Source organism: Priestia sp. AB, assembly GCF_028369225.1.
Lineage (GTDB): Bacteria > Bacillota > Bacilli > Bacillales > Bacillaceae_H > Priestia > Priestia megaterium.
Genome location: NZ_JAQMYN010000002.1, coordinates 319,670 through 345,493, shown reverse-complemented (window position 1 = coordinate 345,493; position 25,824 = coordinate 319,670). Strand labels below are relative to the sequence as shown.

Sequence of the window (25,824 nt, the reverse complement as noted above, 5' to 3'; positions counted from 1 at the left end):
TATACAGTATGAATGACCAATATGGATGACTAACAAGGAGGAAAAAGAATGGAAAACTATTATTATTATTATGGGCAAAATCAAGGTCAAAATTCAAATCCAAACCGGAAACGCAGCCACAGCAAAAATGCAAATCGGCCTGATAAAGGCTATTCTTCACAGTTTAAACCTTTAAAAGGAAGAATGGTGACTGTTTATCGAGGAGGTCCTGAATCAAAAACAGGTTATTTACTTGATGTTCAGTCTGATTATTTAATATTAGCAGTAGAAAGCGATAACAATAATAACAGCGATGAAAACAATAATGAAGGAAATAGCAACCAAAACAATCAAAACAACCAAAACAACCAAAACAACCAAAATAACCAAAATAATCAACAAGAATATACTGTTGTATATTATCATTTATCCCATGTTAAGAGTATTACGGAAGATGCTGTGTCAAATTCAGCACAGACGTTTACCGGGTTTGATAATGAGGGTACTTTAGAGTTGTATAGAGGCAAGACATTTGCTAGTACTTTATCATTACTGAAAAGTAAATATGTTCAAATAAATCAAGGCGGTCCTGAGAAAAAAGCAGGCCAGCTACTTGACGTATTAGGTTCGTCAGAGTCTGCTTACCTTGTGTTACTGTCGGAAGATGATGGTGTTGTCTATATCAATGTTGAACATGTAAAAAGTATAAGTGAATATCAAAATGATAATAACAATAATAACAATAATAACAATCAAATGAATAATCAATTTGCTACAAATCAGGAACCAACTTATATGAAATCAAAAACCTTTAATAATTTATTTACTCATCTATCACACAAATGGGTATCAATCAATGGCGGCGGTCCAGAGGCTGTAGAAGGTGTATTGGTGCAAAGCCGGAATGGTACTTTTACCCTTGTTCAGGACAATCAAGTATTACGCTTACAACCAAGACATGTTAAAACCATTTGTGTAGGAGCAAAGGGATCTTTTAAACAAAATAATAATCAAGATGATGAGCAGAAAGAGGAAAATACAAATACTGAAGATGGAGGATCAGCAGAAGGCGTTTCAGAAGGTCGTACAGGAAGAAGCCGCACAGGTTCATATTCCTCAAGAAAAAGCCGCCGCACAGATTCACACTCGTCAGCGTCAAGAGAGCAAGTCATCCAAACAAAAAATTATCGCTGGAAAGCATAATGAATAAGAACAAAAAAGGTGCTTATAAAGCACCTTTTCTGTCATATAGGAAAGGGGGAGGAGAATGAGTATAAATCGCTATATTAATAAAATTGTAGAAGTAGATATTTCAGGGAATACTAAGTTTATTGGCAGACTTGTTGACTTAGGGTTAGATGTCATGATTTTGTATAATGGACATGATTATTTGTATATTCCTCTTTTACACATGCATCGTTTGCAGGAAGTATCGGAAGAAGACTATACGGTTTTACGTGAAATAGAAGAGAACTTAATAGAAGAAAGTCAGCGGATTTCCTATCGTAATATTTTACAGCAGGCAAAAGGGAAATTTATTGAAATTTATGTGACAGGAGGGAAATCATTGCACGGCTATATTACAAGCGTGCTGAATGATTATCTTGTGTTTTATTCTCCAGTGTATAAAAATGTCTTTGTTTCTCTGCATCATTTGAAATGGCTTACCCCTTACAGCAATGAGTTAACCCCTTATTCTTTAAGTGACAAAGAGCTACCAGTAAGGCCCGCCTCTGCACCTTTTGTCAGAAACTTTGAAGAGCAGCTTAAAAAATATGAAAATCAACTGGTTGTATTAGATTTAGGGGATCAATCAGAAAAGATTGGCGTACTTAAAGAAGTTTCTAATAATATTGTTGAACTAATTACCGCAAATGGAGAAAGTATCTATTGGAAGCTAGCTCATGTAAAATCTGTGCACTTGCCTTAGAAAAAGAGACCTCGCTGTCGTCTCTTTTTTTTATGTGCTTATCAGGACAAGTATATTGAATAAACAAATGAGACGATTTAAATTTTTTAGAAAATTATGTTGACAATAAAGAAAATCTTTATTAAAGTTAGTAACAACAAACGTTAACCACCAACAATTATATAGAACTCTTATCAAGAGTGGCGGAGGGACTGGCCCTGTGATGCCCGGCAACCATCAAATGAAACATTCATTTGAACGGTGCTAATTCCTGTGGAACATCAGTATTGTTCTAACAGATGAGAGAAATCGTGTATAAACGAACACTCTTTCATCTGTGAAGAGTGTTTTTTATTTTGAGTTAAGGAGAGAAATAGATGAAAATTGAAACTTTATTAGTTCGTTCAGGAGTAGGTCGTGACCCTTCAACAGGTTCTATTACAACCCCTATTTACCAAGCATCAACATTTGCTCACCCTGCTTTAGGGCAAAGTACAGGATTTGACTATGCACGTACGGCAAACCCTACTCGTACAGCATTGGAAGAAGCAATTGCTGCTTTAGAAAAAGGCGAAGTAGGAGCAGCATTCGCTTCAGGAATGGCGGGTGTAATGGCAGTTTTAGCACTATTTAAAAACGGAGATCATTTAATTGTATCAGAGGATTTATACGGAGGAACGTACCGAGTACTAAATGAAATCTTTTCAGAGCAAGGAATTACTGTTTCGTACGTCAACACAGCCCATCTCGAGCAAGTAAAAGATGCGCTTCGTCCCAACACGAAAGCTTTATTTATTGAAACACCTACAAATCCAATGATGCACGTAACTGATTTGCCAGAAGCAATTGCGTTAGCTAAACAGTATGATTTGCTTACTATCATTGACAATACATTCATGTCCCCTTACTATCAGCGTCCTTTAGAGCTTGGAGCAGATATTGTGATACATAGTGCAAGCAAATACATTGGAGGTCATAATGATGTAGTTGCTGGTCTTGTAGTCGCTCGATGTAGTAGCTTAGGAGAGAAAATTCGTTTTTATCAAAATGCAGCTGGGGCAATCTTAGGTCCACAAGATAGCTGGCTGTTATTGCGCGGTGTTAAGACGCTAGCGCTTCGTATGGAAAAGCATAACGAAAATGCACTGAAAATTGCAAATTGGCTTACTGCTCATGATCTCGTGGAAAAAGTGTATTACCCTGGTCTTGAAACACATCCGGGCTATGAAATTATGAAGAAACAAGCAACTGGATTTGGAGGCATGATTTCTTTTGCTGTCTCACACCCTGACATCGTGTCCACGCTTTTGGAAAATGTCAAAGTTATTACATTTGCAGAAAGCTTAGGAGGCGTAGAAAGTTTAATGACATTCCCAGCTCGTCAAACACACGCGGACATTCCGGAGGAAATTCGAAATCGTGTCGGAGTAACAAACTGTTTACTGCGATTATCAGTTGGAATTGAGCACGCAGATGATTTAATTAAAGATTTGAAGGAGGCATTTGATGCATACCAACAATAATAAACATAGATTTGGTACGAACTTAATTCATGCAAATACAGGAATTGACGGTCATTTTGGAGCGGTTAACGTACCTATTTATCAGGTATCTACATTTAACCAAGAAGATGAGACGAACAACGGCCGCTATGACTATTCTCGTTCAGGAAATCCAACTCGTGAGGCTTTAGAAAACACCATTGCTCAGCTAGAAAATGGATACGCTGGCTTTGCTTTTTCATCAGGTATGGCTGCTATCTCCTCGGTGTTATCTATTTTTGAATCAGGGGATGAAATTTTAGTTTCACACGATACGTACGGCGGGACATATCGTGTATTAACACGGTTATTTTCAAAGTTTGGTATCAAAACAACTTTTGTTGATACAACGAAGGTTGAAAAAGTAGAAGAAGCTATCACAAAAGATACGAAGGCTATTTATATCGAAAGCCCTTCAAATCCATTTTTACAGGTAACGGATATTAAAGCAGTAGCAAGTTTGGCGAAGGAGCGCAATGTTCTTACAATTGTGGATAACACGTTTTTAACACCTTATCTACAGCAGCCGATTGACCTTGGTGTAAATATTGTAATTCATAGTGCTACAAAATATATCAGCGGTCACAGTGACGTCATTGGCGGTCTAGTTGTGGTAAGCGATGAAAAGCTAGCGGAAGAAGTAAAGTTTGTACAAAATGCTTTTGGTGCTATCTTAGGACCGCAGGATTGTTTTTTACTGCTTCGAGGCATTAAGACATTAAAAGTTCGTTTAGATCAGCAGTTAAAAACAGCGCTGCAGTTTGCAAAGTGGCTTGAAGAACAATCTCTAGTGAGCCGTGTATACTACCCGGGCTTAAAAAGTCATCCAGACCACAAACTGATTTCAGAACAAGCAAATGGATACGGAGCTATGATTTCTTTCCAAGTACAGGATGAAAAAGTAGCGCGACATATTTTACAAGGAGTCAAATTGGCTTCAATTGGCGTTAGTCTAGGTGCAGTTGAATCCATTCTAACGCATCCTGCAACAATGTCTCATGCGAGTATCCCAAAAGAAGTGCGTGAAGAAAAAGGAATTAATGAGTCACTTCTTCGCCTTTCAGTAGGGTTAGAGGAATTCGAGGATTTGAAGCAAGACTTTAACGCTGTTTTTCAAAGCTTAGAAGAAAAGGCGTTAATTAAATAAAGAAAAGAGACTGGGACAAAAGTATTCTAGTTAAAGTTAAACAAGAACTATTAATCAAAATTACTGATTAATAGTTCTTGTTTTTTGTTGTCACGGTGAACGTAGGTTTCATCTATTTCGTTGCTTCTAGCGGTTGATTGGAGGGTAAGGCGAAGACTCCTGCGGGAAAAGCGGAAGGGATGAGACCCCGCAGGAGCACAAGCGACGAGGAGGCTCATCGGCCGCCCGCGGAAAGCGAAGTCTTGCACGGAAATCAACCGCGGTGTCACAAGCGGTTCAGCTCCTTTATCCCATTTGTTCGTCTTTACACTGGATTGATATCCGCTATATACAGCTATCTAAAAGGTTTGTGTATAGGGACGTAAGCGCAACTTTTTCATCAGAGGAAAGACTGCTGTTTAGAATTCTTTTTATGCCAAGATGATATTTTACATACGGTGTTTGCCGGACGCGTGGATGAGTCATTTCATCTTTTAAATCCTTCATAATGGCTTCGTGAAGCTGATCTTCACTTGTCATGGCTTGTTTAGAAGCGAACGAACGGTTCAACCATAGGGTTTGATAAGCTGCTAGTAAATGTTCAGAAGTCATTGTGCAAAGAGCTCCTTTAGATTAGTTTCTTCATTATAATAATCTATAGTTTACCATAAGTATTAATACGTGTACGTAACTTTTACAGAAGCAGATACAGTCAAGGACTGAGCTTGAATAGGGGGAGAGGCTGCTAATAACTTAGGCGAGGAGCCAGATGACTGATAGACGGGGCCTTCTTCGATCAAAATGGGGATTTGGTTAATAGGGAGCTGCAGCGTGTTGGCAATGGTAAAGGCCTTTTCTTTAGCGTTAAGCAAAGCTTTACTTATCGCTTCTTGTTCATATTTATCATCATTTGTAACGTGGAATTGAAGATCTTGCGCTACGTTGGCTCCGCTTGAAAAAGTAGCGTTATAGACATCGCCAGCTTGTTTTACATCTTGTACTCTTACTCTAAATAAGTGCTGTACTTCGTATCCTGTAAGAGTCGATTTTCCATCACTGTAATCATATTTAGGGTTTATGGTGAACGAAGCTGTTTCAATTTGCTGGTCATTGATTCCAAGTTTTTTTATCTCTTGCAGCAAAGTATTTGAAACAGCTGAATTTTCTTTTAAGGCTTCTTGAACATCTCGGTTTTCCGTACGAGTTCCAATCGTCATGGAAATTTCATTTGGAATGGCTGAAGCAGTTCCTTCACCAATTACTTTAATTTCTCTATTTTGTGTATCTACGCGCAATTGTTGTGTAGGTTCATAAGGGAAATAAGAATGTTGCATACAAAAACCTCCTTTATTGATCTTTAATATATATGATAAGCAAAGGAGATTAAAAACAAAAAGAGATTGAGACATAACTAAATCAACCGCTAGAAGAAACTATATACATAAAACCTATATTCACCTTACCAATAAAAAAATCTGAACGAATTTGATTCTTCATCAAGAATCTCGATTCATCGTTCGGATCTTCCTTCAACTAACGTACTTTTTTTCAGTTTCTTTTTGTTTATTTCGATTCTTTTATTAAGGTTTCTTTCATTTCAATGAATTGATTTTGAACATCGTTTGACGGTTTCTTTGTTAGTAAACTTACAATAATAACAGCTAATAAGCTGAAAAAGAACCCAGGAATCATTTCATAAAGAGCATCCTTCAATGGAGTATTTACCCAAATTAATACTGTAGCAGCACCTACAATCATCCCTGCAAGGGCTCCCCATCGAGTCATACGCTTCCAGTAAAGACTTAGTAAAATAGCAGGACCAAAAGCTGAACCAAATCCAGCCCATGCGTATCCAACCAGTCCTAAAATCGTATCGCTAGGTTTTAAAGAAAGCAAAATGCCAATAATTGCAACACCTAAAACCGCAGCTCTTCCAACCGTTACAAGCTCTTTGTCAGAGGCTTTGCGTCGGAAAAATGTTTTATAAAAATCTTCTGTAACAGAGCTTGCCGTTACAAGCAGCTGAGAAGAAATCGTGCTCATAATTGCTGCTAGTAAAGCTGCATATAAAAATCCAGTAATTAACGGATTGAAGAGTATATCCGCAAATTTAATAAAAATAGTTTCAGGGTCTGTTAGTTTCATACCCGTTTTTTCTACATATGCAATTCCAACGAGCCCTGTCAGCATAGCGCCAATAATTGAAATGATCATCCAGCTCATTCCAATACGGCGTGCGGGTTTTAATTCTTTAACAGAAGAGATAGCCATAAAACGGACGATAATATGAGGTTGGCCGAAATAGCCAAGTCCCCAGGCTAAGAAGGATATAATACCTAAAACGGTCGTACCTTTAAAAATGTCAAGATATGCTGGATTAATGTCCTGTACAATATCCATCGTTGTGTTAATGCCTCCAACATTAGTGAAAGCTACAATGGGTACTAAAACTAAAGCAAGAAACATAATAACACCTTGAACAAAATCTGTTAAACTAACAGCTAAAAATCCACCGAAAAGAGTGTAGGCAATAACAACAGATGCTGTTACAAATAAGCCAATTTGATAATTTACACCAAATGCCGATTCGAACAATCTTCCGCCTGATACCATACCAGCTGAAGTGTAAAGAGTGAAGAAAATAAAGATCACAATCGCTGATACTGTTCGAAGAACCTTGGCATGGTCGCCAAAGCGATTTTCAAAAAAGTCTGGAATTGTAATGGAGTCATTCGCTACTTCGGTATAAGTGCGAAGGCGCGGAGCGAGGATTAAATAATTTAAATAAGCACCAATAGATAAACCTACCGCAAGCCATAAACTTGAAAGACCTGTCACATACATGGATCCCGGAAGACCCATTAGCATCCATCCGCTCATATCTGAAGCGCCTGCTGAAAGCGCAGTAACAGCCGGACCTAGTCCGCGTCCGCCTAGCATGTAACCTGATACGTCTTGCGTTGTTTTTGTGTAGGCATACCATCCTATTCCAAGCATTCCTACAAAATAAATGCCCAGTGAAATATAAACACCAATATCCACAAAATCTCCCCTTTATGCATTATTTATGCATGAAACGAGCACTGCTCGCCATGCAAACATCTTATGGTTTCTAAAACTAACAAACTTTTCCCTTACTATCAACCCACAAAAACGTAAATTACCTAAGTCTAAAATCCTCTAAACCTTTATATTGTATAAATGAAAACGATTTCAAAATAAAGTAAAATAAAAATATTCAGAAATTTATAAGAGCGTTTTTTATGCAATATTTTATGCGAAAAATAAAAAGAGCATTTTGTAAAATGCTCTTTTGACATTCATGTATATTAGCGTGAGTTCGGGAATACGCGGCGAACAACTTCTGAAAACTCGTCAAATAGTCCAGAGACTGGTTTGCCGGTTTGAAGCTTGTCTACATATCCGTTCATACGGTTTACAAAGTCAGGGTTTGTTGATACAAACACTCGATGAACACTGCCGTCAGCTTTTCTCACTTCATGTGCGATCTTATGCTCCATATCTTTTGTGAGATTACCTTCTTTGTTATCATCTAATACAGCTGCTACATAAGCTGTATGGTCGGTTACGATTACGTTAGCATCTTTAACGTTTTTTAATGCTACGATACGATCAGCAGCCACATCGGCTACTCTCATTCCGCCCGACTGGTTATATTGTTCTTTTTCGTTACGCTGTACATCTTGCGTATCGTTTACGTCATTCATTTTCGTTTTATTGTTTCCATTTTCATATGTGACGTTGCGGACTGTATCATCATCAATGACGCCATCTTTACCTTGATCTGCTGTGCTGCAGCCGAATAAAGAAAGGGTCGTCATGCAGCCTACAACAAACAAAAACGATTTCTTCATGATAGTATCACTCCTTATAAGTTTTAACCTTTCTTATAATTTGTTAAAAACGTGTGAAGCATACATGAAAAATATAAAAAAGCCTATACTATCGAAAAAGGAGGAATATGTATGAGTGGAATTCAACAAAGCATATTTGTGCTTCATACAAAAGAAGAAAACCATGAAGAAACAACAACGTTTGCACTAACTTCAGAAGAAGCTAAGTTATTATTTGAGACCCTGCAAAATAAACGAAAAGAAATTATCGACGCCCATATTGATAACATGTTGACGTAAGGAAGATCAATATTTTGCAAAACGGCTGAGCCATATGCTAAGAATGGCCCAATATTTGCATTCTACATATAGGTATAGTATAATGTAAACGCAACCAAATTTAATAAATGTAATGAATACTACGTTTGACCATACACTCGAATTAGATTTAGTGAAAATTCACTTGTTATAAAGGAGATCTACTTCGCGTAGGTCTCTTTTATAATATGTGAATTTTTTATTTACGGTATAAATGTAAATATAGAGTAACATATTAAAATTTTTACATTTTTTGGAGGTTTTTTTACATGGCTACTACAGGTACAGTAAAATGGTTTAACAGTGAAAAGGGCTTCGGTTTTATCGAAGTACCAGGCGAAAATGACGTATTCGTTCATTTTTCAGCTATCCAATCTGAAGGCTTCAAAACATTAGAAGAAGGCCAAAAAGTTGAATTTGAAATCGTTGAAGGTCAACGTGGACCTCAAGCGGAGAATGTTGTAAAATTATAATTCAACGCTACATATGAAAGCTGCCGATAGGCAGCTTTTTTTATACAAATTTGTTTTATTTGTATGATTAAGAAAATAGATTAAAGTAGGGGAGAAGGGAAGGCATGAGTTCATTTCATTGCTGTGCCACATGTGAACATTTTCGAAGCATTAAATTGGATAAGGGAATGAAGTATCGATGCAAAAGACTAGGCTATGAAACCCGTCCTTCTTATCAGTTTACATGCTGGGAGCCAAAAGAAGTAGTTAAAAAGCTAATGGAAAAACGAAATCAAAAATGAGGATTGGACATAACGCAATCAATTCAATCTACAGACGAACAAATGAGATGAATGAGCTAGTAGGGATCGTTTTTTACACAACAGCTAGAAGCAGTTACATACATAAAACCTATGTTCACTCTACCAATGAAAAAATCCGAACGAGTTTGATTCTCCACCAAGAATCTCGATTCATCGTTCGGATTTTCCTTCAACTAAAATACGTTTGTCCCAGTCTCTTTTAATTATTCCTCGTTATTTGTACCTTCCTCTGAAGGTAAGTGCTTCCCGCAAAACTCTTTTACAGCTTCTTCTTCCTCTTCTTCAAGGTCGAAGTCTAATACTTTATTTGTTGAAACTTCGTAAAAATGAGTTTGGGCAATAGAAGTGTTATCTTCGCCTTTAATATATACTAAGCGTAGTGCTAGGTCGTTGCCCGTATATAATTCATCATCTTCTTCTACCTCAATGTATAAATGAAATTCATAGCGTTCACCTAGAAGGAGACCAAATGGATCCTGCAATTGTTCAGCTGTATATTCTTTAATTGTAAACATATGTACGTCCTTTCCATATATCAGTAAAATGCTTGCATCATCTATTATAGTTTTTCTTTGCAAAGAAAGAAAGTGCATGCGTAATTCATGCACGGATTTATTCCTTGATCATTCTATTTAGCGAATCGATGGCGCAAGGACTTCGATGATTTACTTAAAGGCGGAAGAAACGCGCGTATGTTTTTGCTTATACATGGCAGCATCTGCTTTTTGAATTAATGTATCTAGGTTGGCGTCGTCTGAAGGCGCACATATAATAAATCCGTAACTCGCAGACAGTGCATATGCCTTATTAAATTCTTTCTTTTTATTTTCTAGCTGTTCATTAATATTTTGCCACAGCTTTTGTACGTATTCTTCCGTTTGTTCAGGAGCCATTAATAAAAACTCATCGCCTCCGTACCGAAAGAGCGTATCATCTTTGCTAATATAACCACTAATTGATTCTGCTATTGTTTTAATAACCCAGTCGCCTTCTCTATGACCGTATTGATCATTTACTAGTTTTAAGGAATTAATATCGATAAAACATAATAGAAAAGGTATATCATTGGTTTTAGCTCTCAGCAGTTCCAGCTGCAGTTTTTCCATTCCGCTTCTTCGATTTAAAATGCCCGTCAGCATATCAGTTGAAGCATGCAAGCTCAATTCATGCTCTACTGCTTTTAAATCGGTTATATCGGTAATGCCTGCGAGTATGCAGCTTTCGCTTTGATACTCTAGTAATTCATAATTGATCATAACCCACTTAGAATCTCCATGTTCACGTGCTTCTAGGATGTAGTTTTTTACATAGTTCTCTTGTTGAAGACGTTTTAAAATCTCCTCTCGATCTTCATCGGTAGGATAGATTATAAATCCGTCTATTTGATCAAGATCTTGAGAAGCAAGATTGTAAAAATGAATAGCTTTATTGTTGATGAGCAGCACTTTGTGGTCGGATAATCTCGTTAATAGTAAAGGATAGGGATTAATTTTGAACAGCGTAAAAAAATTACGTTCGCTTTCTTTTAGCTGTAAATGATTCATATATTCTTTGTGACGGTATGTATAAAGAATGTATGAAATAAGTAAAGCGATAGCAACTGCTGCAGTTGTATTGATCTGCTTTGAAATAAGAGAAAAAGAATCTGGTACATATCGTGATAAGCCGTATAGTAAAAAAAGATGGTTAGGAATAAAAATGATGCACAGATGTTTTAATTTCATAGGACATAAAACAGCTGTGGAAATCAAAAGCATCATATACACGTCTACGCGACCTGTGAAAAGCTGACTGTTAATAGTAGAAAGTGCTGCAACAAATACGTAATAAAATATATAGCCATATACAATGGTGCTTAAGTAGTTAGCAAACCGTTCTTTTCTCTTACTAACATAATAGAAAAATAAATAAAGAGAGGAGATAGCAAAACTAGTGAAATGAATACCAATTAGTGTATGTCTAAACTGAGATGTCCCCGCATGTTGAAGTAAAGAAAACCCTATATAAATATAAATAGGGTAGGAAACTACAAGAGCAAGTGAAACTAGCTTGACTCTCTGTTGAAGCATCTCTGCATTCGTTTTATCGAACATTTTATCTTTATTAACTTCTCTTCCGGAAGGAAAACAATATTTCTTCAGAAAGGAGAAAGGTAAAAGCGAAAGAAGAAATGACATGACCATCATCTCCATATCTTTTTTTAGGTATTTTAGCATGTTTGTATAAGAAAAGACATGAATTTTTTAGATGAGAATGTCTGCTTTTTGATCAAGAAAAAGCATAAAGATTTACATGATTAAAGGTGAGGCCAAAGAGCCTCACCTTTTTATTGAAGTTTATTGGATTCAGCGTGCCGTACAAACATGGTCTCATCTTCTACTAAGCCGCAAGCTCCGCACTGAATACGTTTTTGCGGTCCGTTATAAGCAGCGTGAAAGGCATCGAGCGTATCGTTTGTGTATTCTTCTACGACGTCTCCGCTTCTTGGGTCCATTTTTACAGGTTTTGCATTTTGTTCAATGATATTAAAGCGCGTTCGATTTGTTTTGCAGCTAGGGCAAAGATAAGGGCTTCCCATTTTTAACATCTCCTTGAAAAATTTACTGTATTAATACCATGTCCGAATCCCCCAAAAACATACAAAAACTTATGGTTTTCTATCGAACGTTCATTCGTTAAAATAGAAGCAGGTGATGAAAATGAGAATACGAAAAAACTTACAAGAAGTAATGGATATCTTGCAAACGAATCCGTCATATCAGAAAAATATTGTTCATTGGCATACGATCGAAGAGAAAGAAGCTAAAACTGCGCCATTTCCGGCTTCTTTGCATACGAAACTGCGGCAAGCACTTGAGAACCGAGGAATTGGTTCGCTTTATACGCATCAAAAAACAGCGTTTGATTTGGCGACATCTAAGAAGAATGTTGTGGCTGTGACGCCGACAGCATCGGGGAAAACATTGTGCTACAACTTGCCGGTACTCCAAAGTATTATGGAGAATGATCAGGCTAGAGCTCTTTATTTGTTTCCAACAAAAGCGCTTGCCCAAGATCAAAAAAGTGAATTAAATGAAATCATTGAAGAAATGGAAGTACCAATCAATAGCTACACGTATGATGGAGATACTCCGGCAAATATCCGTCAAAAGGTAAGAAAAGCAGGTCATATTGTTATTACGAATCCAGATATGCTTCATTCAGCTATTTTACCTCATCATACTAAATGGGTATCACTGTTTGAAAACCTGAAGTACATTGTGATTGATGAACTTCATACGTACCGCGGTGTTTTTGGAAGCCACGTAGCCAACGTTATACGCCGGTTAAAGCGAATTTGCCGCTACTATGGAAGCAATCCTATCTTTATTTGTACATCAGCGACCATCGCTAACCCAAAAGAACTCGCTGAACATTTAACGGGAGCTCATGTTATGTTAGTAGATAACAACGGAGCGCCTAGCGGCCGCAAGCATTTTATTTTTTATAACCCGCCTATTGTTAATAAACCGTTAAACATTAGAAGAAGTGCTACGCTTGAAGTGCGAAATATTGCAGGAGAGTTTTTGAAAAATAAAATTCAAACGATTGTATTTGCACGAAGCCGAGTACGAGTGGAAATTATTTTAACGTATCTGCAGGAGCTCGTAAAAAACCAGCTTCAAAATAAGTCTATTCAAGGGTACCGCGGAGGATATTTGCCGAAGCAGCGACGCGAAATAGAAAGAGGACTTCGAGAAGGAAGTATTTACGGGGTAGTCAGTACGAATGCTTTAGAGCTAGGAGTAGATATCGGGCAGCTGCAGGTGTGTGTGATGACAGGTTATCCAGGCACGGTTGCAAGCGCTTGGCAGCAAGCAGGACGAGCTGGGAGACGTCACGGAGAAGCCGTCATTGTGATGGTCGCAAGTTCAAGTCCGCTTGATCAGTATATGATTCAGCATCCGGACTACTTTTTTAGCAGAAACCCAGAAACAGCTCGAATTAATCCTGATAATCTTGTTATTTTAGTCGATCATTTAAAATGTGCGTCCTATGAGCTGCCGTTTAAGCAGGGAGAAACATTTGATGGGGTAGAAATTGAAGACGTGCTGGAGTTTTTGCAAGAAGAGCGAGTGATTCATTTTAGCGGAGACAAATGGTACTGGATGAACGATTCGTTCCCAGCTCATAATATCAGTCTGCGTTCTGCATCCCAAGAAAATGTTGTCATTATTGATCAATCGGACGTTGCAAATGTGAAAGTAATTGGAGAAATGGATCGCTTTAGTGCCATGACGCTTCTTCATGATGAGGCGATTTACTTGCATCAAGGCATTCAGTATCAAGTAGAATACTTGGACTGGGATGAGAAAAAAGCGTATGTTCGTGAAGTCGATGTAGACTATTTCACCGATGCAAACTTAGCGGTTAACTTAAAGGTGCTAGAAGCTGATAAAGAACGGATGGAGAGAACATATTCAATTGGTTATGGCGATGTAATGGTCAGCGCTATGGCTACGATATTTAAAAAAATAAAGTTTGAGACGCATGAAAACATAGGGTCAGGTCCCATTTCACTTCCAGAAGAAGAGCTTCATACAAATGCCGTGTGGCTAAGCTTTGAAAAAGAACAGTTTTACGAATCTGAAGAACGATTGGAACAAGCGCTCATTTCCGTGGCAAATGCCCTTCAGTCAATTGCACCGCTTATGGTGATGTGCGATCCGTCTGATTTACATGTAGTGCCTCAGGTAAAAGCGGTGCACAACGAACAGCCGACTATCTTCTTATATGATCGATACCCGGGAGGCATTGGGCTAAGTGACAAAGTGTACGAACAAATGAATGATGTGCTAAGTCAAACTAATCAATTAATTGTAAATTGTTCTTGCGAAAGCGGCTGTCCGTCTTGTATCGGTATGGAAGCACAGGGAGAACACGCAAAAAGCGATGCGCTCGTGCTGCTACAACAACTGCAAAGTAGGTGAACTCTTGTCTTTTAAAAATAAATTAAACCGTATGAAAAAGCATCTTCACGTTACAGAAGCAAAGCCGCCGGTTGAAAGTAATCCGCAGCGACCTAAAAGCGCGTCTATTCCCTATGAGCAGGAATGGAAGGGAAATCATGCTGTTCCTTACTTTGCGGAAGACAGCTACTGTATGATAAGAGAGGTGGTTTACCCGCTCGACTACAAGCATGGACATTATGAATTTAATGAGCTGAAAAAAGTAGTGGAAGTATGGAATGGGTCTACAGTTGCTCATCCGCTTTCATCAAAAGGCCGCACATATTCAGATTTATTTTTCTTTGATACGGAAACGACGGGGCTTAGTACAGGTACGGGAACAACTATCTTTTTGCTAGGATATGCAAGGGTGCTAAAAGATTCCGTCGTTTTTCGTCAACATATATTAACAGAGCCAAGCGGAGAAGTAGCATTTTACGAAAGTTTCTTAAAAGAAGTAGACTATACGACGCTTGTGACTTATAATGGGAAATCTTTCGATTGGCCTCATGTGAAGACTCGTCATACACTATTGAGAGATCATTTGCCCAAGCTGCCTAAGTTCGGTCACTTTGATTTACTGCATGCATCAAGAAGGCTGTGGAAACACAAAATGAATTCGGTTAAGCTTGCGAATGTCGAAAAAGAAATACTTGGAATTGAACGAGTTGATGATATTCCAGGTTTCTTAGCTCCCATGATTTATTTTGATTTTATTGAAACGAAAAATCCAAGAGGCTTATTCGACATTATGAAACATAATGAACATGATATTTTATCACTTATCACCTTATACATTCATTTATCAAAACATCTCCTTACTAGTGAGGAGTTTACAGAAAAAGAAACATATGAAGTAGCAAGGTGGTATGAGCAGTTAGGGGAGAATAAGCACGCTTTCTCTCTTTATCAGGGCGTAGCGGAAAAAGAAAAAGAAGAGCATGAAAAAGCTCAGCTAGCGATGGCTTATCATTATAAAAAAGAGAAGAGTTGGAAAGAGGCAGTGGACATGTTTGAACCCTTGGTTCAAACATGTGAAGGTGACGTCGCTATAGAAGCATTGGTTGAGCTAGCTAAAATTTGTGAGCATCGTCTCAAAGATGTGCATCAAGCACTTCTATATACTGAGCTCGCCTTGGAAAAGTGGAATCAACTCAGAGAAATGACTAAAAAAACGTCGAAGGAAGCGCTTGAAAAAAGACTTCTTAGACTAAAAAATAAATCAGCTAAAGCATAGACTTCAGCTGATTTACTTTAAAATATTCAGAATTATTATTCTTTTGTTTTTGTGGATGTTTTATATTGTTCTATTTTTCAGTCATTGATAAAATTAGTCAATGTAAGACTTATTCTTACAGCTTAAAAACAGAACTTTGGTGAGATGGAGCGAGGCCTCATGAAAAATGTGATTTTAGTATCATTTTTCGCATTAATTTGTTTAACAGTAATTGTCTTAAGCAGTTTGAAAAATTCGTATAACTCCTTTATGTAGGCCAAAAATAGGTGTTTGTCTTAGTACATGTACACTACCCTTCACATATTGTAATAGTGTAATAACTAAACAGTGAAAGGGGAAAAAGGATATGTATCCAAGGCCAACAAAATGTATGCCACCAATTGTGCATCCAACAAAATGTTGCACGCAGTTTACTTCTCAGGAGGTAGTTGTACCTCACATTCATCCAAGTCATAATACATTGGTGAATCATACAAATGTGAAGCACGTACATTACTTCCCGCAAACGCAATCTGTTGTAAATGAAACTTCAAATCAACAGTTTTTTGGCGGTGCGCAGCAATATCCAACTCAAGTAGGGGGAGCAGGCTATCCAGGTCAAATGGGAGGCTACCCAGGTCAAGGAGGTTACCCAGGTCAAGTAGCAGGTGCTAGTTATCCAGGTCAAGGAGGCTACCCAGGTCAAGTAGGGGGAGCTGGTTTTCCAGGTCAAGGAGGCTACCCAGGTCAAGTAGCAGGTGCTAGTTATCCGGGACACAAAGGTTGCGGCCAAGGAAGCTGTCATACAAAAGGCGCGCATCAAGGACCTAATTCAGGGTATTTTAGATAATGTACGTTAATAGGAGCTGATTACATCAGTTCCTATTCTATTTTGTTACAAAGGAGTTATATAATGAAGGTGCTGACGGTTACTGGTTATAAGCCATTCGAACTTGGGATTTTTAATGAAAAACATCAAGGCATTACATACATAAAAAAAGCGCTCTATAAAAAGTTACAGGAATTAGTAGAAGATGGATTAGAATGGGTATTGATTAGTGGCCAGCTAGGAGTAGAGACTTGGGCAGCGGAAGTGGTATTTGATCTCCAGCTCGATTATCCCGAGCTTCAGTTAGCTGTTTTAACACCATTTTTGGAGCAAGAAGAAAAATGGAATGAAGCCAATAAAGAATTGTATGAATTCGTCTTAAGTCAAGCAGATTATGTAGATAGCATCACAAAAAAGAAATATGAAAGTCCAGCACAGTTTCGGTTAAAAAATCAGTTTTTAGTAGAAAAAAGTGAAGGTATTTGTTTAGTTTACGACGAAGAGCACGAAGGAAGTCCTAAATATATGTTAGAAACGGCTAAAAAACGTGCTGAACGAGAAGAATACCCTATTATAATGGTGACGTCTCACGACTTACAGGATATCGTGGATGAAGAAAAATTTTCGTCTTTTTAACGCCATTTGGCGAAACATTTTAAAAGATAAATTGACATTTGAAGCTATTTTTGAAAAAATGAATTATAATAAAGATAAGGTTTATCGTATTCGAGGTGATAGAGATGTTAGCTGATAAAATTCGTTTAACGGCCAAAGAAATTTTAGAAAAAGAATTTAAAACAGGCATGAGAGGCTATAATCAAGAAGAAGTAGATAAGTATCTAGATTCTGTTATTAAAGATTATGAAGCATTTCATGAAGAAATTGAAGCATTACAAACTGAAAATTTACGCTTAAAAAAGCAAGTAGAAGAGTTATCTAAAAAGCCGCAACAACCTTCGTTTACCCCGCCGCCGGCTCAACAGCAGCAGCAAGCGGGTACGACAAACTTTGATATTTTAAAACGTTTGTCGAACTTAGAAAAACATGTGTTTGGAAGTAAATTATACGAATAACCTAAAAATAGGAGTTGCATTCAACTCCTATTTTTATTATACTAAGGAAAGTCGTTATCAATAACGTTCGGGTAATTGCTGCATCACATATGAGGATGTAGAGGAAAGTCCATGCTCGCACAGACTGCGATGTCTGTAGTGTTCGTGCCTAGCGAAGTCATAAGCTAGGGTAGCTGTTAAAAGCTAACGGCGGGGAAAAAGCCTAAGTCTTTTTAAGATATGGCTTGACTACTCTGAAAGTGCCACAGTGACGAAGTCTTATCAGAAATGGTAAGAGTGGAACGAGGTAAACCCCTCGAGCGAGAAACCCAAATAATGGTAGGGGAACTTTCTGGAAGGAACTGAACGGAAGGAAGGACAAAATGGTTACATTTTGTAGATAGATAATTGCCACCGGAGTACGAGGTAGCTAGCCGCTTGCAGTACAATGGTACAAAACATGGCTTACAGAACGTTATTGAAAAGCAATCGACACTTGTTGTTATACACTATATTTTAATCCAACCCAGCTCTTCGTATAATGGAAGAGCTTTTTTTATGTCAAAATGACAGCTTATCATAAGCTGTCATTTTTTTGTACAATCAGACTGAGCTTGTTGTCAGCCTCAGGTCTTAGGAGAAAATAAAGCTCTAGCTCGTTTTGAAAAAACGTCATAATCCTTAAACTAAGTATATAGATAAGCGAAAGGAGGAGACAAAATGAAAAAAGTTGGTTTGTTTTTGATTGGAGCGGTAGCTGCTATCGTTCTTTTTGCAAATGCCGGTCCGATGGTAGGGCTTGCACTTGGCTTGGTTATTTTGTACGTAGCATTTAAAGGGTTTGTTAAAGCAGAGACCCCCTTTAAAAAATGGCTCTGGGGGTTTATTGGTGTTGTCGTACTCTTAACAACCGTTTCAAACCTTCCGGCCCTTGCTGGTATCATCGCAGCAGTCGTACTTTATATTGTATATAAAAAATGGAACAGCAGCAGCTCTATAAAAACGGAAAAAGAAGATCCGTTTAAGCACTTTGAACGTCAGTGGGCTGACTTAAATCAAAAATAATAAAATTTCACTTTATTATCTAAGGAGATGAACAAAATGAGAAACTTATTTACTCGAATGAAAGAAACGATTTCTGCAGACCTTCATCAATTACTTGATCACAAAGAACAAAAAAATCCAATTGCTGCACTAAACCACTATTTGCGTCAATGCGAGCAGGAGACCGAAAAGGTAAGGCAGCTTGTTGAGCGACAGCACACGTTAAAAGAACAGTTTAATCGCGAATATCATCTGGCCCTTGATATGATGAAAAAGCGCCATGAGCAAGCACAAGTAGCACAAGCAGCTGAAGAAGCGGAATTACATGAATTCATTTTAAAAGAACATGCTCACTACGAAGAGAGAGCAAAGCGCGTAAAAGAATCTTATGAAGATGCATCCAAGCAGTTAGAAGAGCTTGAACAAAAGTATGAAGAAATGAAGCATAAGGTAAAAGATATGCATATTCGCCGTATGGAACTAATGGGGCGCGAAAATATTGCTCGTGCGCATCATCGTATGAATTCAGTAATGAAAACAGAAGCATCTTATACGTCTTACAGCCAGTTTGACGAAATGGAAACCTATATTGACCAGCTTGAAAATCAAATTAATACAAATTACTATAGACAAACGGTAGACAGCAAGATTGCTGAATTAGAAAAAAGAGTAAAATCATCGTAAAAAATCAGTGTTTCTGCATAAAACATGGTATTCTAAAAAAGGCGTAGGTTTCTGCGTCTTTTTAAGGTGAGAGAATAGATACCTGCAGCATCCAAAGAACGCTATGTCATCTACGAGGAGAAGGGAGAGAGAGCTGTGCAAAGCGTAAACAAAACAGAATCTCTTATGTTCATTTTTATTTGCAGTTTATTTGTCCTGTTTATTGAAATTATGTTTTTTCACAGCGGCTTGATCTTTTCTGTATTAATTGCCGGTGCGTTCATGTATATTGGGCGAAAAAAAATGAGAAGAAAACTAGGGCGCATTTTATTTTGGATTGGCGTTATTGGGCTTGTGTTGAATATATTTAATACGGTTGCCTTTAAGTTTTTAATTATTGCTCTTTTTCTGTATTTTTTACTTAGATTTATTCAATCAAGAAAGCATCCGGTTGAATTCAGACCAACTGACGAATTTACCCAGCAGCCAAACCAAAGTTTGGTGCAGGTCCGGCCGGTTTTGACGAATAAACTTCTTGGTAGTCAAAGAACCGAAGACTCCGTATACGAATGGGATGATATTAATATTCAAAGCGTATGGGGAGACATTGTGGTTGATTTAAGCAATACCGTTCTGCCAAAAGGCGATGCGGTTATTTTTATTCGTCAAGTGTTTGGAAATATTAAAGTGCTCATTCCTTACGAAACGGAAGTATCTGTGAATCATTCTAAACTAGCAGGAAACGTAACGGTTTTTGGACATCAGCGCGGCTTTTCGTTCAATGAAAATTTGTCTATCAAAACAGAGGAATTTGATCAATCTGCTTATAGGGTGAAGATTGTTACAACTGTTGTGATTGGAGATTTAGAGGTGCAAAGGATATGAGTATTCTTCAACGGCAGTTATTATGGGGGATTTTCCTAAGTTTTTTTGTATTTGTATCCGTGCTCCTTACCGTGTTTTTTGCATATCCTGTTTTTCAACTTAGCGACTTATGGAAAACAAGCGTATTGGGCATGCCTTTTGTGCTGTTTTCCTTCAGTTTGAGCCTTACGGTTGGAAGCGTGATTGGAGGAATCATGGGGTTTATGTGGAGACAGCAGTGGACATATGTTGAAAACCGATTATATGAAATAGAAAATGGCCACCGGCATATGTCGGCAAATGAACCGCTTATTCAAGAAACGTCTCGAATTATAAGCCGTTTAAATAAAGTAGATTATAAAATGATTCTTCAAGCACAGCAATCTCAAAAGATGGCAACGGAAAAAGTGGAAAATCAGCAAAAGCAAGTGCAAGAAATTGTTTCTCAGGAACGAAATCGGCTTGCTAGAGAACTGCATGACTCCGTTAGTCAGCAGCTATTTGCCGCTTCGATGCTTATGTCTGCTATTACGGAGTCCAATCTTACGCTACAAGACTCTGAAGCTAAGCAATTAAAGATGGTTGAAAAAATGATTAACCAATCACAGCTTGAAATGAGGGCTTTGCTTCTTCATCTTCGTCCTGCAGCATTAAAAGGAAAATCGCTGCAGGCTGGAATGAAAGAACTGATGAATGAGCTTGCTCAAAAAGTACCGCTTGAATTAAATTGGAAAATAGAAGCATTTGAACTTGATAAAGGCATTGAAGACCACTTGTTTAGAATTTTGCAAGAATCCGTATCAAATACGCTGCGTCATGCCAATGCAACAGCTTTAGATGTGCTGCTGATTAAACGTGACTTTTCCATTATTTTACGTATTGTTGATAACGGAGTTGGTTTTGATGTAGAAAAGGAAAAAGTCGGATCGTACGGCCTGCAAAATATGTACGAACGCGCAGTTGAAATTGGGGGCCTATTAAAAATTATTAGCTTGCCCGACAAAGGAACAAAGCTAGAAGTAAAAGTACCGTTAGTAGAAAGAGAGGAGAAGCAAAATGATTAATGTTCTGTTAGTGGATGACCATGAAATGGTTCGTATTGGCGTAGGAGCGTATTTGTCGGCTCAAGCAGACATTCATGTAATAGCTGAAGCAGCAAACGGCCAACAGGCCGTTGAATTAGGGCTTCAGCTGCGCCCGGATATTATTTTAATGGATTTAGTCATGGAAGAAATGGACGGGATTGAAGCAACAAAACAACTGATTAAGCAGTGGCCAGAAGCGAAAGTGATCATTGTCACTAGCTTTCTAGATGATGAAAAAGTATATCCCGCTCTAGAGGCAGGGGCAACAAGCTACTTATTAAAAACGTCTAAAGCAGGAGAAATTGCAGCTGCTATTCGCCGTACATATGAGGGGCAATCTGTATTAGAGCCCGAAGTAACCGGTAAAATGATGTCTAAAATGAGAAAACCGTCTTTACCTCATGAAGAACTGACAGCTCGTGAAATGGAAATTTTACTGCTAATGACACAAGGCAAAACAAATCAAGAGATTGCAGACGAATTATTTATTGCGCTAAAGACGGTAAAAACACATGTGAGCAATTTATTAAGTAAGCTGGATGTACAAGACCGGACTCAAGCCGTCATCTACGCCTTTAAACACAAATTAGCGCAGTGAGAATCGTTATTCAAAAGAGAATAACGATTTTTTTTGTGAAAAACCTATTTTTTTGCATGTATTCATTATAAAATAGCGATATGCGTAAAGGCAAACGCTTACGTAAAAGCACTATTTTGAGGGGTTGAGCACATGGAAAAGAAATGGTGGAAAGAAGCTGTTGCGTATCAAATCTACCCGCGAAGCTTCATGGATTCAAACGGCGACGGAATTGGTGACATTCAAGGGGTTATTTCAAAATTAGACTATTTATCTGATCTTGGAATTGATGTCATTTGGATTTGCCCGATTTATCAGTCTCCTAACGACGATAATGGCTACGATATCAGTGATTATAAAGATATTATGAAAGATTTCGGAACAATGGAAGACTTTGATGAGCTGCTAGATGAAGTTCACCATCGCGGAATGAAGCTGATTATGGATTTAGTTATTAATCATACTTCAGATGAACACCCTTGGTTTTTAGAATCCAGGTCTTCTAAAGAGAATCCATATCGTGATTATTATATTTGGCACGAAGGTAAAGATGGAAAAGAGCCAAACAACTGGGAATCTATTTTTAGCGGATCAGCTTGGGAGTTCGACGAGAAGACAAAAGAATATTACATGCACGTATTTTCTAAAAAACAGCCCGATTTAAACTGGGAAAATGAAAAAGTACGTCATGAGCTTTATGAAATGGTTAACTGGTGGTTAGATAAAGGAATTGATGGTTTTCGTGTAGATGCTATTTCGCATATTAAGAAAGTGGCCGGCTTCCCAGATCTACCGAACCCTGAAAAGCTAGATTATGTGCCATCGTTTGAAGGGCATATGAATCGACCGGGAATTCAAGAACATTTAAAAGAGCTAAAAGAAAATACGTTTGCCAAATATGATATTATGACGGTTGGAGAGGCAAATGGTGTAACATCGGACAGCGCAGATGAGTGGGTAGCTGAAGATGGCGGAAACTTCAATATGATTTTTCAGTTCGAGCATATGGGACTGTGGGATAAAGGAGAAGAAAAACCGCTTGATTTAATCGAGTTAAAAACGATTTTAACTAATTGGCAAAATGGTTTAGAAAAAATCAACGGCTGGAACGCTTTATATTTAGAAAATCATGACCAAATTCGTTCTGTAAATAAATTCGGCAGCGTAGCTTACCGAGTGGAAAGTGCAAAGTGCTTAGCTGCACTATACTTTTTAATGAAAGGAACACCGTTTATTTATCAAGGACAAGAACTTGGAATGACCAATGTTAAGTTTGATTCTATTGACGATTATGATGATGTTGGTATGATTAACTACTACCGTATTCAGCGTGAAAAAGGCGATACACATGACGAGATTATGAAAGTGATTTGGGAAACAGGCCGCGATAATTCAAGAACGCCAATGCAGTGGAATACAGAAAGAAATGCAGGATTTTCTACTGGTACCCCTTGGATGAAGGTGAATCCAAATTACGTAGATATTAACGTAGAAGAGCAGAAAAGTGATGAAAATTCGGTACTGAATTTTTACAAACTGCTCATTAAAATTAGAAAACAGCATGATGTGCTGGTGTATGGAACTTATAAGCTATTGGCAGAAGAAGATTCCGCTATTTACGCGTATACGCGAACATTAGAAGGTAAAACCGCTGTTGTTATTTGTAATATGTCACCGAAAAATCAAACGTTCGAGTTTCCTTCAGAGAGCTCGTTTTCAAACAGAGAAGTGCTGATTCATAATTATCCGTTGGATAAAAATGAAACCCTTGAAAAATGTACGCTGCACCCATATGAAACACGTGTATACTTACTTTCATAAACAAGTTGAGCAACCGATTGCGCAATTTTTTAAAGTGAAAAGCTTTTAGAAACACATTTATAGGCGACATAGGTGAAGAAACTGCTGGCTCTGTCAAGAGCGAGCAGTTTTTGCATTTTAATAAAAAGACGGAGAAAGCTTTGACTACGGCGCATGTATATGGTACTTTTACACTTAGTGTAGATAATTAGAAACAAAATGAGGTTGAAAAATGGCGAAATATAAAATTATTGCAACAGCAGCAATGGGAATTGAAGCACTGGTCGCTAAAGAAGTGCGTGCTTTAGGATATGAATGTGAAGTAGATAATGGCAAGGTTATCTTTGAAGGAGACGAGCTCGCAATTGCTCGCTGCAATTTATGGCTTCGTACAGCAGATCGAATTAAAGTGCAGGTTGGACAGTTCAAAGCTCGTACGTTTGATGAGCTTTTTGAACAAACAAAAGCATTAAATTGGGGAGATTATTTGCCCGTAGATGCACAGTTTCCTGTATCGGGAAAATCAGTTAAGTCTAAATTGTTCAGCGTATCAGATTGTCAAAGCATTGTGAAAAAAGCAATTGTTGACAGCATGAAAAAACATTATAACAAAACAACAGGATGGCTCGAAGAAACAGGGTCAACGTTTAAAATTGAAGTAGCGCTATTAAAAGATGTTGCTACATTAACAATTGACGCAAGCGGTGCAGGGCTTCATAAGCGCGGTTACCGCGTGGGGCAAGGGGAAGCTCCTTTAAAAGAAACGCTGGCAGCGGCTCTAATTATGCTAACGCCGTGGAATGCGGATCGTCCGTTTGTCGATGTTTTTTGCGGTTCAGGTACAATTGCTATCGAAGCAGCGCTTATCGGTCAAAATATTGCACCAGGATTTAACCGTGACTTCTTATCAGAAGAATGGCCATGGATGTCAGCAAGTATTTGGGACAAAGCGCGCGAAGAAGCAGAAGACTTAGCGAACTACGACCAAGTGCTAGATATTGCTGGTCATGATATTGACCATCGTATGGTAAAAGTAGCGGAGCAAAATGCATTTGAAGCTGGACTTGGAGATTTAATTCAATTTAAGCAAATGCAAGTGCGCGATTTTACGACGCCGAAAGAATATGGAATCATTATTGGTAACCCTCCGTACGGCGAACGTTTAAGCGATCGTCCTTCTGTTGAAAAAATGTACGCTGAAATGGGCGAAGCGTTTTCTAAGCTTGATACGTGGTCGATTTATATGCTTACATCTCATGAACAATTTGAACAATACTACGGTAAAAAAGCAACGAAAAAACGCAAATTGTTTAACGGGTTTATTAAAACAGACTACTATCAATATTGGGGACCTCGTCCTCCACGCAACGATCAATAAATACAAAAGCCAAGCGGTGTAAAAACCAGCTTGGCTTTTGTACGTTATTTTTTTTTCAAACCTCGATAAGCTAGCATTCCAAACATGCCTATACCGAGCACGACAATTAATAAAATAAACCAAAATGTAGCATTAAGCAGGTATTTATATAGTCCGTCATAATAATCATGCATATACTCACCCCATTATGTTTTTTATAGTATGGGCGAGTAGCAGGGCAATATATGTATTCATTTCTTTTCAATAGCAGGCCTAAAACGAGAAATGATTAGCTTATTTCTAACATATTTACGAAAGGGAAATCTCATACTAAAACCTAAGAGGTGATAAAATGAGAAAGAATCGATCAGCAGGGATTTTTGGGGGGCTGATGCTTCTTTCATGGTTAACCATCCCTTTTATAGGACGACAGCATATTAAGCGCTATTTATCATCTACTATGTTTATTTCCTTTTTAATGATGGTTGAAAGCTATATTGCTGAAAAAAAGAAGTGGTGGATATTCCCTAATCCTCCTCATCCATATCTAACAGGTGAAGCTGCTTTACTTTTAGGTCCATTTTTAGCAGGTTCTTTATGGATTAAAAAGTTCACATATGGCCATTTTGGAAGGTATATGTTATTAAATGCAATCGTAGATACATTTTTTGTTTATCCTTTCCAACGAGCTATGAGCTGTGCAAAGCTTTTTAGGGTAGGCACATTTAAAAAGTACCATTTGCTAGGTATCTTTCTGTTGAAAGCTGCTTTAATGTACGTTTACCAATATCTGGTAGTAGAGAAACCGAAACCTCAGCGTGCTTTAAAAAATAATCCTATAGAATAA

28 protein-coding genes, 1 other RNA gene and 1 riboswitch are annotated in these 25,824 nt (G+C 37.9%); of the genes, 21 read left to right on the top strand and 8 right to left on the bottom strand.

What is annotated here, in order from left to right; translation table 11 throughout:
* Positions 1–48: 48 nt before the first annotated feature.
* The 4 genes from POF52_RS07975 to POF52_RS07960 all read left to right on the top strand — a co-directional run bounded on the left by POF52_RS07975 (position 49) and on the right by POF52_RS07960 (position 4,576).
* Positions 49–1,182: a spore coat protein gene (locus POF52_RS07975; RefSeq protein ID WP_271991686.1), complete on the top strand. Its 1,134-nt coding sequence runs from the start codon at positions 49–51 to the stop codon at positions 1,180–1,182.
* A 64-nt stretch (positions 1,183–1,246) separates the two neighbouring features.
* On the top strand, positions 1,247–1,909 hold the full coding sequence (locus tag POF52_RS07970; RefSeq protein ID WP_074678370.1) for a DUF2642 domain-containing protein: 663 nt from the start codon (positions 1,247–1,249) through the stop codon (positions 1,907–1,909).
* A 167-nt stretch (positions 1,910–2,076) separates the two neighbouring features.
* A riboswitch (SAM riboswitch) is annotated at positions 2,077–2,194 on the top strand.
* Between the two features lie 71 nt (positions 2,195–2,265).
* Positions 2,266–3,411, top strand: a complete 1,146-nt coding sequence (locus POF52_RS07965) for a trans-sulfuration enzyme family protein (protein WP_271991681.1) — start codon at positions 2,266–2,268, stop codon at positions 3,409–3,411.
* Positions 3,395–4,576 carry a trans-sulfuration enzyme family protein gene (locus POF52_RS07960; protein ID WP_271991678.1) on the top strand — a complete coding sequence of 394 codons (1,182 nt, stop codon included), beginning with the start codon at positions 3,395–3,397 and terminating at the stop codon, positions 4,574–4,576. The genes POF52_RS07965 and POF52_RS07960 overlap by 17 nt, the downstream gene beginning before the upstream one ends.
* A 324-nt stretch (positions 4,577–4,900) precedes the next feature.
* Here the strand turns inward: POF52_RS07960 and POF52_RS07955 are convergent, their stop codons facing one another.
* From POF52_RS07955 to POF52_RS07940, 4 genes are all read right to left on the bottom strand, one after another.
* Positions 4,901–5,167 carry a hypothetical protein gene (locus POF52_RS07955; protein ID WP_013082344.1) on the bottom strand — a complete coding sequence of 89 codons (267 nt, stop codon included), beginning with the start codon at positions 5,165–5,167 and terminating at the stop codon, positions 4,901–4,903.
* Between the two features lie 62 nt (positions 5,168–5,229).
* On the bottom strand, positions 5,230–5,889 hold the full coding sequence (locus POF52_RS07950; RefSeq protein WP_013082345.1) for an SIMPL domain-containing protein: 660 nt from the start codon (positions 5,887–5,889) through the stop codon (positions 5,230–5,232).
* Between the two features lie 229 nt (positions 5,890–6,118).
* Complete coding sequence (putP, locus tag POF52_RS07945; protein WP_074678360.1) at positions 6,119–7,597, bottom strand: sodium/proline symporter PutP; 1,479 nt, start codon at positions 7,595–7,597, stop codon at positions 6,119–6,121.
* 287 nt (positions 7,598–7,884) lie between these two features.
* Complete coding sequence (locus tag POF52_RS07940; protein ID WP_016763474.1) at positions 7,885–8,430, bottom strand: YhcN/YlaJ family sporulation lipoprotein; 546 nt, start codon at positions 8,428–8,430, stop codon at positions 7,885–7,887.
* A 111-nt stretch (positions 8,431–8,541) separates the two neighbouring features.
* On the opposite strand from POF52_RS07940, the gene POF52_RS07935 reads away from it, so the two are divergent.
* From POF52_RS07935 to POF52_RS07925, 3 genes are all read left to right on the top strand, one after another.
* Positions 8,542–8,709, top strand: coding sequence for a hypothetical protein (locus POF52_RS07935; RefSeq protein ID WP_013056129.1), 168 nt, complete (start codon positions 8,542–8,544; stop codon positions 8,707–8,709).
* A 287-nt stretch (positions 8,710–8,996) separates the two neighbouring features.
* Complete coding sequence (locus POF52_RS07930) at positions 8,997–9,200, top strand: cold-shock protein (RefSeq protein ID WP_013056130.1); 204 nt, start codon at positions 8,997–8,999, stop codon at positions 9,198–9,200.
* Positions 9,201–9,304: 104 nt separating this feature from the next.
* Positions 9,305–9,481: a hypothetical protein gene (locus POF52_RS07925; RefSeq protein WP_162837670.1), complete on the top strand. Its 177-nt coding sequence runs from the start codon at positions 9,305–9,307 to the stop codon at positions 9,479–9,481.
* Positions 9,482–9,705: 224 nt separating this feature from the next.
* On the opposite strand, the gene POF52_RS07920 is transcribed toward POF52_RS07925, so the two are convergent.
* The 3 genes from POF52_RS07920 to POF52_RS07910 form a co-directional block, all read right to left on the bottom strand.
* On the bottom strand, positions 9,706–10,017 hold the full coding sequence (locus tag POF52_RS07920; protein WP_013056132.1) for a DUF6509 family protein: 312 nt from the start codon (positions 10,015–10,017) through the stop codon (positions 9,706–9,708).
* 150 nt (positions 10,018–10,167) lie between these two features.
* Positions 10,168–11,679: a sensor domain-containing diguanylate cyclase gene (locus POF52_RS07915; protein ID WP_271991661.1), complete on the bottom strand. Its 1,512-nt coding sequence runs from the start codon at positions 11,677–11,679 to the stop codon at positions 10,168–10,170.
* A gap of 149 nt (positions 11,680–11,828) precedes the next feature.
* Positions 11,829–12,080 carry a hypothetical protein gene (locus POF52_RS07910; protein WP_013056134.1) on the bottom strand — a complete coding sequence of 84 codons (252 nt, stop codon included), beginning with the start codon at positions 12,078–12,080 and terminating at the stop codon, positions 11,829–11,831.
* 121 nt (positions 12,081–12,201) lie between these two features.
* On the opposite strand from POF52_RS07910, the gene POF52_RS07905 reads away from it, so the two are divergent.
* The 13 genes from POF52_RS07905 (at position 12,202) to POF52_RS07845 (ending at position 24,998) form a co-directional block, all read left to right on the top strand.
* Positions 12,202–14,472: a DEAD/DEAH box helicase gene (locus POF52_RS07905; protein WP_176583850.1), complete on the top strand. Its 2,271-nt coding sequence runs from the start codon at positions 12,202–12,204 to the stop codon at positions 14,470–14,472.
* A gap of 4 nt (positions 14,473–14,476) precedes the next feature.
* Complete coding sequence (locus POF52_RS07900) at positions 14,477–15,727, top strand: ribonuclease H-like domain-containing protein (RefSeq protein ID WP_271991657.1); 1,251 nt, start codon at positions 14,477–14,479, stop codon at positions 15,725–15,727.
* Between the two features lie 346 nt (positions 15,728–16,073).
* Positions 16,074–16,556: a spore coat protein gene (locus POF52_RS07895; protein ID WP_154991538.1), complete on the top strand. Its 483-nt coding sequence runs from the start codon at positions 16,074–16,076 to the stop codon at positions 16,554–16,556.
* A gap of 63 nt (positions 16,557–16,619) precedes the next feature.
* Positions 16,620–17,171, top strand: a complete 552-nt coding sequence (locus tag POF52_RS07890) for a DUF1273 domain-containing protein (protein WP_176583847.1) — start codon at positions 16,620–16,622, stop codon at positions 17,169–17,171.
* 104 nt (positions 17,172–17,275) lie between these two features.
* Positions 17,276–17,608, top strand: a complete 333-nt coding sequence (gene gpsB / locus POF52_RS07885; protein WP_013056140.1) for a cell division regulator GpsB — start codon at positions 17,276–17,278, stop codon at positions 17,606–17,608.
* Positions 17,609–17,671: 63 nt separating this feature from the next.
* Positions 17,672–18,060, top strand: an RNA gene (gene rnpB, locus POF52_RS07880) — RNase P RNA component class B.
* A gap of 247 nt (positions 18,061–18,307) precedes the next feature.
* Entirely contained in the window at positions 18,308–18,652 is a 345-nt protein-coding gene (locus POF52_RS07875) for a lmo0954 family membrane protein (protein ID WP_271991648.1), read from the top strand.
* A gap of 36 nt (positions 18,653–18,688) precedes the next feature.
* Entirely contained in the window at positions 18,689–19,315 is a 627-nt protein-coding gene (locus POF52_RS07870) for a PspA/IM30 family protein (RefSeq protein ID WP_013056142.1), read from the top strand.
* Between the two features lie 135 nt (positions 19,316–19,450).
* Positions 19,451–20,179, top strand: a complete 729-nt coding sequence (gene liaF, locus POF52_RS07865) for a cell wall-active antibiotics response protein LiaF (protein WP_176583844.1) — start codon at positions 19,451–19,453, stop codon at positions 20,177–20,179.
* Entirely contained in the window at positions 20,176–21,222 is a 1,047-nt protein-coding gene (locus POF52_RS07860; RefSeq protein WP_271991642.1) for a sensor histidine kinase, read from the top strand. The genes liaF and POF52_RS07860 overlap by 4 nt, the downstream gene beginning before the upstream one ends.
* A complete protein-coding gene (locus POF52_RS07855) occupies positions 21,215–21,841 on the top strand; it encodes a response regulator (RefSeq protein ID WP_013082360.1) in 627 nt (208 codons plus the stop codon). The genes POF52_RS07860 and POF52_RS07855 overlap by 8 nt, the downstream gene beginning before the upstream one ends.
* A gap of 132 nt (positions 21,842–21,973) precedes the next feature.
* A complete protein-coding gene (locus POF52_RS07850) occupies positions 21,974–23,641 on the top strand; it encodes a glycoside hydrolase family 13 protein (RefSeq protein WP_176583842.1) in 1,668 nt (555 codons plus the stop codon).
* A gap of 211 nt (positions 23,642–23,852) precedes the next feature.
* Positions 23,853–24,998 carry a THUMP domain-containing class I SAM-dependent RNA methyltransferase gene (locus POF52_RS07845; RefSeq protein WP_013082362.1) on the top strand — a complete coding sequence of 382 codons (1,146 nt, stop codon included), beginning with the start codon at positions 23,853–23,855 and terminating at the stop codon, positions 24,996–24,998.
* Positions 24,999–25,042: 44 nt separating this feature from the next.
* On the opposite strand, the gene POF52_RS07840 is transcribed toward POF52_RS07845, so the two are convergent.
* Positions 25,043–25,171, bottom strand: a complete 129-nt coding sequence (locus POF52_RS07840; protein WP_013056148.1) for a hypothetical protein — start codon at positions 25,169–25,171, stop codon at positions 25,043–25,045.
* Between the two features lie 158 nt (positions 25,172–25,329).
* On the opposite strand from POF52_RS07840, the gene POF52_RS07835 reads away from it, so the two are divergent.
* The gene (locus POF52_RS07835; protein ID WP_271991633.1) at positions 25,330–25,824 is read left to right on the top strand and encodes a hypothetical protein; all 495 of its coding nucleotides are present in this window, start codon (positions 25,330–25,332) and stop codon (positions 25,822–25,824) included.

What these genes read in the sequence shown, in the direction of transcription:
- POF52_RS07975 (WP_271991686.1), top strand. Translation starts at nt 49, where the DNA reads ATGGAAAACTATTATTATTATTATGGGCAAAATCAAGGTCAAAATTCA.
- POF52_RS07970 (WP_074678370.1), top strand. Translation starts at nt 1,247, where the DNA reads ATGAGTATAAATCGCTATATTAATAAAATTGTAGAAGTAGATATTTCA.
- POF52_RS07965 (WP_271991681.1), top strand. Translation starts at nt 2,266, where the DNA reads ATGAAAATTGAAACTTTATTAGTTCGTTCAGGAGTAGGTCGTGACCCT.
- POF52_RS07960 (WP_271991678.1), top strand. Translation starts at nt 3,395, where the DNA reads ATGCATACCAACAATAATAAACATAGATTTGGTACGAACTTAATTCAT.
- POF52_RS07955 (WP_013082344.1), bottom strand. Translation starts at nt 5,167, where the DNA reads ATGACTTCTGAACATTTACTAGCAGCTTATCAAACCCTATGGTTGAAC.
- POF52_RS07950 (WP_013082345.1), bottom strand. Translation starts at nt 5,889, where the DNA reads ATGCAACATTCTTATTTCCCTTATGAACCTACACAACAATTGCGCGTA.
- POF52_RS07940 (WP_016763474.1), bottom strand. Translation starts at nt 8,430, where the DNA reads ATGAAGAAATCGTTTTTGTTTGTTGTAGGCTGCATGACGACCCTTTCT.
- POF52_RS07935 (WP_013056129.1), top strand. Translation starts at nt 8,542, where the DNA reads ATGAGTGGAATTCAACAAAGCATATTTGTGCTTCATACAAAAGAAGAA.
- POF52_RS07930 (WP_013056130.1), top strand. Translation starts at nt 8,997, where the DNA reads ATGGCTACTACAGGTACAGTAAAATGGTTTAACAGTGAAAAGGGCTTC.
- POF52_RS07925 (WP_162837670.1), top strand. Translation starts at nt 9,305, where the DNA reads ATGAGTTCATTTCATTGCTGTGCCACATGTGAACATTTTCGAAGCATT.
- POF52_RS07920 (WP_013056132.1), bottom strand. Translation starts at nt 10,017, where the DNA reads ATGTTTACAATTAAAGAATATACAGCTGAACAATTGCAGGATCCATTT.
- POF52_RS07915 (WP_271991661.1), bottom strand. Translation starts at nt 11,679, where the DNA reads ATGTCATTTCTTCTTTCGCTTTTACCTTTCTCCTTTCTGAAGAAATAT.
- POF52_RS07910 (WP_013056134.1), bottom strand. Translation starts at nt 12,080, where the DNA reads ATGGGAAGCCCTTATCTTTGCCCTAGCTGCAAAACAAATCGAACGCGC.
- POF52_RS07905 (WP_176583850.1), top strand. Translation starts at nt 12,202, where the DNA reads ATGAGAATACGAAAAAACTTACAAGAAGTAATGGATATCTTGCAAACG.
- POF52_RS07895 (WP_154991538.1), top strand. Translation starts at nt 16,074, where the DNA reads ATGTATCCAAGGCCAACAAAATGTATGCCACCAATTGTGCATCCAACA.
- POF52_RS07890 (WP_176583847.1), top strand. Translation starts at nt 16,620, where the DNA reads ATGAAGGTGCTGACGGTTACTGGTTATAAGCCATTCGAACTTGGGATT.
- gpsB (WP_013056140.1), top strand. Translation starts at nt 17,276, where the DNA reads ATGTTAGCTGATAAAATTCGTTTAACGGCCAAAGAAATTTTAGAAAAA.
- POF52_RS07875 (WP_271991648.1), top strand. Translation starts at nt 18,308, where the DNA reads ATGAAAAAAGTTGGTTTGTTTTTGATTGGAGCGGTAGCTGCTATCGTT.
- POF52_RS07870 (WP_013056142.1), top strand. Translation starts at nt 18,689, where the DNA reads ATGAGAAACTTATTTACTCGAATGAAAGAAACGATTTCTGCAGACCTT.
- POF52_RS07860 (WP_271991642.1), top strand. Translation starts at nt 20,176, where the DNA reads ATGAGTATTCTTCAACGGCAGTTATTATGGGGGATTTTCCTAAGTTTT.
- POF52_RS07855 (WP_013082360.1), top strand. Translation starts at nt 21,215, where the DNA reads ATGATTAATGTTCTGTTAGTGGATGACCATGAAATGGTTCGTATTGGC.
- POF52_RS07850 (WP_176583842.1), top strand. Translation starts at nt 21,974, where the DNA reads ATGGAAAAGAAATGGTGGAAAGAAGCTGTTGCGTATCAAATCTACCCG.
- POF52_RS07845 (WP_013082362.1), top strand. Translation starts at nt 23,853, where the DNA reads ATGGCGAAATATAAAATTATTGCAACAGCAGCAATGGGAATTGAAGCA.
- POF52_RS07840 (WP_013056148.1), bottom strand. Translation starts at nt 25,171, where the DNA reads ATGCATGATTATTATGACGGACTATATAAATACCTGCTTAATGCTACA.
- POF52_RS07835 (WP_271991633.1), top strand. Translation starts at nt 25,330, where the DNA reads ATGAGAAAGAATCGATCAGCAGGGATTTTTGGGGGGCTGATGCTTCTT.